At 72.0% G+C, this 6,065-nt stretch carries 6 protein-coding genes; 2 read left to right on the top strand and 4 right to left on the bottom strand.

Translation table 11 applies throughout. From position 1 onward, the window contains the following. Positions 1-32 precede the first annotated feature (32 nt). The 4 genes from ASG00_RS11930 to ASG00_RS11915 all read right to left on the bottom strand — a co-directional run bounded on the left by ASG00_RS11930 (position 33) and on the right by ASG00_RS11915 (position 4,729). Positions 33-1,445, bottom strand: a complete 1,413-nt coding sequence (locus tag ASG00_RS11930) for an FGGY-family carbohydrate kinase (protein WP_082483229.1) — start codon at positions 1,443-1,445, stop codon at positions 33-35. Then, positions 1,442-2,488: a class I mannose-6-phosphate isomerase gene (locus tag ASG00_RS11925; RefSeq protein ID WP_056209854.1), complete on the bottom strand. Its 1,047-nt coding sequence runs from the start codon at positions 2,486-2,488 to the stop codon at positions 1,442-1,444. Before ASG00_RS11925 ends, ASG00_RS11930 begins: the two co-directional genes overlap by 4 nt. After that, complete coding sequence (locus ASG00_RS11920) at positions 2,485-3,582, bottom strand: LacI family DNA-binding transcriptional regulator (RefSeq protein ID WP_056209852.1); 1,098 nt, start codon at positions 3,580-3,582, stop codon at positions 2,485-2,487. The genes ASG00_RS11925 and ASG00_RS11920 overlap by 4 nt, the downstream gene beginning before the upstream one ends. A gap of 127 nt (positions 3,583-3,709) precedes the next feature. After that, a complete protein-coding gene (locus ASG00_RS11915) occupies positions 3,710-4,729 on the bottom strand; it encodes an aldose 1-epimerase family protein (RefSeq protein ID WP_056209850.1) in 1,020 nt (339 codons plus the stop codon). Between the two features lie 172 nt (positions 4,730-4,901). On the opposite strand from ASG00_RS11915, the gene ASG00_RS11910 reads away from it, so the two are divergent. Next, positions 4,902-5,741 (top strand): class I fructose-bisphosphate aldolase, encoded by an 840-nt coding sequence (locus tag ASG00_RS11910; RefSeq protein WP_056209848.1) that lies wholly within the window; start codon positions 4,902-4,904, stop codon positions 5,739-5,741. Beyond that, positions 5,738-6,065: Gfo/Idh/MocA family protein (locus ASG00_RS18390; RefSeq protein WP_235559550.1), on the top strand; the 328-nt coding region annotated here is incomplete at its 3' end. The genes ASG00_RS11910 and ASG00_RS18390, both read left to right, overlap by 4 nt.

Here is a 6,065-nt window from a genome sequence, read left to right as displayed (position 1 = left end):
CCCCCGCGCCTCCAACACCGGAACCGCCATGGTCAACTCCTCTCCTTCGTAAGTGAGGCGGGACCGGCATGGCCCGCCAAGAATGCCGCCGCGGCGGCGTCGAAACCGATCGAGTCGTCGCCGGCCGCGTAGGCCGCGAAGAGGGCCGCGCCGTAGGCCGTGCCCTCGTCATGGGACGAGACGGTGAGCGGCGGCAGCACGAGGGCCCGCGCGCGGACGACGCTCTCCATCCGTGACCATCCACCCGTGAGCAGCGTCGAGGTGGGCGCGGGAACCTCGCGATCCATGACCGTCATCAGCTCTGCGCACATGTCGTTGCCGTGCAGCAGCGCCGCGGTGAACAGCTCGGCGGGCGAGAGGCCGTCGCTGTCGGCCACGACCTTCAGCACGCCGTCGTCGTTGCGCGCGCCGTCGACGGTCAGGCCGCCGTGGGAGAGCGTGCCCGCCACGGGAATCGCCATGACCGCCGCATCGAGCTGCGCGCGGCCCCGCTCGTCGGCGATGCCGAGAAGCTGCAGCACCCGGCGCATCAGTAGGCCTGACTTCGTTCCGGCCAGCAGCACGAACTTGCCGGGGAGCACGTGGCGAACCGTGTTGATGCCCGCCCGGGCGAGGCGCTCGCGCGCATCGAACGGCAGGGTGTGGTCGAGCACGCGCACGAGCGCCTCCGCTGTGCCCATCGAGTCGTAGATCTGACCGCTGTCGGTCGCGCCGGCGGCGACGGCCGACACCAGGTGATCGTGTCCGGCGACCGTCAGCAGCGCGCCGCGGAAGCCCTGCGGCATCCGATCGTCCGTGATCGGACCGAGCGCCGTGCCCGCGTCGACCCGTTCGGCGAGGATCGTGTCGTCGGTGCCGAGCACGTCGAGGGCGGCCTGCCACGGCGTGCTGTCGTCCTGGTCGATGAGGCCGGTGCGCGAGACGAGCGAGTGCTCGGCGACGCGGGGGCCGCCGAGGGCCCGCACGATCGACTCGGGCACGTTGAGGAACGTGGTGCCGGCGAGGTCGATCCCCCCCTCGTCGCGCAGGTGCAGCAGCTTCGAGATCGACGCGAGGGGACCGACGGGCAAGCCGGTGCGCCCGAGGAACTCGTCGCGGAACGCGGCGGGCGTGGACAGAATCTGCGCCTCGCCGCGCGGGTCGAACCAGGCCATGATCGGCGCGGCGGGACGGTCCTCGGCATCGAGAAGAGCTCCGGCCTCGGCCATGCCCGAGATGCCGAGGGACAGGATGCGGTACCCGGCGGGCAGCATCGCATCGGCTTCGGCGGCGAGTTCGCGCACCACATCGACGGCGAGCTCGAGGGGCATCTCGGCGCGTCCGCCCTCAAGATTGGTCCACGGCGAACGGCGGCTCACGACGGCGGCCTCGCGCCCGTCGGGAGTGGCGACGAGCAGCTTGATGCTCGTCGAGCCCATGTCGAGCCCCGCGACGTACGCGGTCATCGCACACCGCCCTCGTGGAGGGTGCGCGGCCACCCGGCTCCGGGCGCTCCGACGACGACGGTGACGTCGCCCTCGACGTGCCAGGCGCCGAACGCGTGCGGCAGGGCGTACACCTCACCGCGCTGCAGGGCGACGCGGCCGGTGTCGGAGACGAGTGCTCCGGAGCCCGCGGTGACCAGCACGACCGCGAAGCCCGCCTCACGCGCGTCGGTGCGGTCGCCGTGGGCCGCGGCATCCCAGAGACGGAAGTACGGGTCGGCGGCCGCCGGCAGCAGCGACCGGAATCGGGATGCCGCGGGCTCCGCGCCCGCCAGGCTGATGAGCCCCGAGAGCTCGGCCTCGGTGAGCTGCGCGGTGGAGACCGCGGGCATGACGACGTCGAAGCCGAGATCGAGGTGGGACTCGTCGCGCGTGGCCGTCGTCACCGACCACTCGAGCAGGATCGAGAAGTCGGTGGGTTCCTGCACCTCGGCGACGAAGATGCCGCCGTCGATCGCGTGCACGGTGCCGGACGGCACGAGCACGGCCATGCCCTCCCGCGCCACGACCCGGTTCATGTGCGAGAGCATCCACTCGCTGTCCTGCGCGTCGCGGCGACGATCGAGCTCGTCTCGATCCACCGGTGCGCTCCACCCGACGTAGAACGCGCTGTCGGGTTCGGCGTCGAGCACGTACCAGGCTTCGGTCTTGCCGTAGGGGCAGTCGAGGTGCCTGGCGGCGAAGCCGCGCTCGGGGTGCACGTGAACGGGGAGGCGCTGACGCGCGTCGAGGAGCTTCACGAGGATGCCGACGTCCGCGGCATCCCGTCCCTGCTCGGGTCCGACCCACGAACGCGGGTCCGCCGCGACGAGGTCGCGGAGCACGTGGCCGTCCGCGGTGATCGCGAGGCCGATCGGCTCCTCGCCGAACCGGGACACGGTGGAGGCGAGCCACTCCTCCGGCTGCCGGTCGGTCTCGGGGACGATGCCGCGCAACGCGGCGATGCGGTCACCGCCGCGGTAGAAGTGCTGCACCGGGTTGGGGGGCAGGAGGACGGGGATCATCGATCGGCTCCGGTCGAGTGCTGCGGGGCGGCGGACGGGTCCGCGGCGGCGCGCGGCGGCATCTCGCCGGATCCGCGGTGGATGAGGCGGGTGGGGACGACGATGTGCTCGGGGGCGGCGTCCGGGTGGTCGACGAGCTGCATGAGCCGGCGGAAGGTGGCCTCGCCGATGAGCAGCGGGTCCTGGTCGACGCACGTGATGCCCGGGGTCATGGCCCCGGCGAGCTCGAAGTCGCCGAAGCAGATGAGGGCCGGCATCGACAGCTCGCCCGAGCGGATGCCGCGGATCGTCGCGATCGCGGCGGGGCTCGACGCGCAGAACAGCGCGGTGGGCGCATCGGGGCGCTGCAACAGGGTCTTTGCCGCCGTCGCGCCGCTCTCGCGCGTGCGCTCGTGCTCGGCGACCAGCGTCGGGTCGAACGGGATGCCCGCCTCGTCGAGGGCCGCGCGGAATCCGGCGAAGCGTGCGGCGACGGTCGGGTAGGCGGTGGCCTCGCCGATGAATCCGATACGTCGGTGACCGTGGTCGATGAAGGAGCGGGTGGCCTGGTAGGTCGCGCCGAAGTCGTCGACGACGATCGAGTCGATGCCGTCCCGCGAGCGGTCGACGCAGACGACGGGCACCCGGGTGTGCAGGGCGGCGAGCTCCTCGGAGGACACGGCGACGGGGGCGACGATCAGCCCGCGCAGGCGGTGCCCGGTGAGCCGGGCGAGCTGCTCCCGCTCGCGCGCGGCGTCGTAGCCGGTGCTCGCGAACAGCACGCTCAGGCCCTGGGCGAGGGCGAGCTCCTCGATCACGCTCACGATCGCCGAGACGAACGGGTCGGAGATCGCGTCGATGACGATGCCGATCGTGTCGGTGTCACCGCGCTTGAGCGCACGGGCCCGCACATCGGGAACGAAGCCGAGTTCGCGCACGACCGCGAGCACCCGTTCGCGGGTCTCCGGGAGCACGCCCTTCTCGTCGTTCACGACGCGGGAGACCGTCTTGATGCTCACCCCGGCGCGCTCCGCGACATCGGTGATGCGCGCCCGCGGGCGGGGCGCGGGGCCCTCACCGACCGCACCGGCGGTCTGCAGCTCATCGTGCGTCATCGCAACCTCGACATCGTTGTCATTCGGAACTTTCCGGGCCTTGCGATCCCGGCGGACATCATCTTGGGGCCGCATCGACAACGTTGTCAAGCCCTGTTATCGAAACGACTCCCGAGCGCCCTCGGCGTCAGCCGCCCGAGGGATCGACCGCGATGCTGATGCCGAGGAGCCGTTCCTCGCCCAAGGCGAGCGGCGTCGCGAGCCCCCGGGCGAGGGCGTCGGCACGACCCAGGATCGTCGGCGCCGTCGCGGGTTCGATGCCCAGCACCACCTGGCCCGGCTCCGCCACCCGCCACTGGAAGAGCCCGGGCAGAACGGCCGGATCGAAGCCGACACGCACCCCGATCCCGGACGCCGACTCGACGCGAACCTCGGTGCGCGACCCCGGCTCGGCTACCGCGTCGAGCACGTGCCGGAACACCTGCTCGGGGTACTCGGCCGCCAGCTCAGGGAACACGTCCCAGCTGTCCAGGCCCGCCCGGGCCGCAGCATCCCGCGGCACGATCTCCACCGCCGGCGAGACGATGCGTGTGCCGGCGTCGACCAACGGCCAGCCGAGGTTCACGTGGTAGAGCACCATCGGGAACGCCTCCCGCCGGCCGCGGTTCACGAGCCGATCGTCGACGCGGATCACCCGCTCGCCCACCGGCAGCACGATGCGGCGGTGCAGCTCGAGATCGTCGCCGAACACCGTCGCCTCCCGCACGATGCCCTCGACGACCACGGTGTCGCGCGTCGCCTCGGCCCGGGTCACCGTCGCGCGCAGCGACGAGTACCGGCCGTGCATCGGATGCTGCTCCTCGCCCGACTGCGCCGGTCCGACGTTGAGCAGCCCGCAGGTCGTGAGCAGGCCGCCGCCGAAGCCGCGCAGCCAGCCGCGCCCGTCGGCGTCGCCCGACGACAGCGGCGGGAACCCCGTGCTCGAGAGCCACGCGAGCGGCACCCCGTCGGCCCGCACCTGGGCGAGATCGAGGCCGCGGTCCGGCAGCAGCTCGACCTCGAGCGGCCCGTTCACGAGACGTATGCGGCGGGCACCGGCATCCGGCCCGTCGGTACGCGTCGACGATTCGACGGCGACCGCCTGGGTCAGTGAACCGAGCCGGTCCACGGCCTGATCGAGCGGCCGACCGTACAGCTCCGGAGGCATTCGGATCCTCTTCCTCGCAAGGGCACGGCATCGGCGCCGCGCGCGCAGCGTCACGGTAGCAGGTCGTCGACCCGCTCCCAGCGACCAATTGACAACGTTGTCTCGAAGTCCCCATACTGTCTCCGGACGCACCGATGCGTCCCCCGAACCGACACCTCACGGAGATCACTCGATGTCGACGTATCGCCTCAATCGGCTCTTCAACGCGCGCTCCGGACGCGCCCTCGACGTCGCCGTCGACCACGGCGCCTTCCACGAGCACTCGTTCATCACCGGCATCGAGGACATGGCCGCGACCGTCGCCACCCTCGTCGCCGCCGGTCCCGACGCGATCCAGCTGACGCTCGGCCAGGCCCCGCTGCTGCAGGCCACGCCGGGCAAGCAGAAGCCGGGTCTCGTGCTGCGCACCGACATCGCGAACGTCTACGGCGACCCGCTCGAGTCGCCGCTGCACTCGATCCACGTGCCCGACGCGATCGAGGTCGCCGTGCGGCTCGACGCCGTCGCCGTCTGCGTCAACCTGCTCGACCTGCCCGGGCACCCCGAGGTGCGCGAGCAGTGCATCCGCTCGATCCTGGCGCTGCGCACCGATGCCGCCCGCTACGGCATGCCGCTCATGATCGAGCCGCTGGTCATGCAGACCCGACCCGGCGCCGGTGGATACGCCGTCGACGGCGACACGGCCAAGATCGTCACCCTCGTGCGCCAGGCGCGAGAACTCGGCGCCGATCTCATCAAAGCCGACCCGACCGACGACATCGACGACTACCACAAGGTCATCCAGGCGGCGGGGCCGACCCCGGTGCTCGTCCGCGGCGGCGGGCGCGTCGACGATCGCACGCTGCTCGATCGCACCCGGGCCGTGCTCGCGCAGGGCGCGCGGGGCATCGTCTACGGCCGCAACGTCATCCAGCATGACGACCCCGCGGGCATCACCGCCGCGCTCATGGCCGTCGTGCACGACGACGCCACGACCGACCAGGCCCTCTCCCTCATCGGCGGTGCCGCATGAGCGCCCGCATCGTCAACGTCGGCATCATCGGCGGCGGACTCATGGGCCGCGAGATCGCCGCGGCCCTGCGGCGGTGGCCCGCCCTCGTCGACCACCCCGTCGAGCCGCGGCTCGTCGCGGTGTGCGACATCAACCCGGCCGCGATGGAGTGGTTCGACGGCATCGACACCGTGCGCCTCAAGACGACGGATCACCGCGAGCTGCTCGCCGACCCCGAGATCGACGTCGTCTATATCGCCGTGCGCCACGACCTGCACGAGCAGCTCTACGTCGACACGATCCGCGCGGGCAAGGCCCTGCTCGCCGAGAAGCCGTTCGGCATCG

The sequence above is a fragment of the Microbacterium sp. Leaf351 genome (assembly GCF_001423825.1).
GTDB lineage: Bacteria > Actinomycetota > Actinomycetes > Actinomycetales > Microbacteriaceae > Microbacterium > Microbacterium ginsengisoli.
Note: the sequence above shows the minus strand (reverse complement) of the source record. Positions and strands in the feature narration are given on the sequence as shown.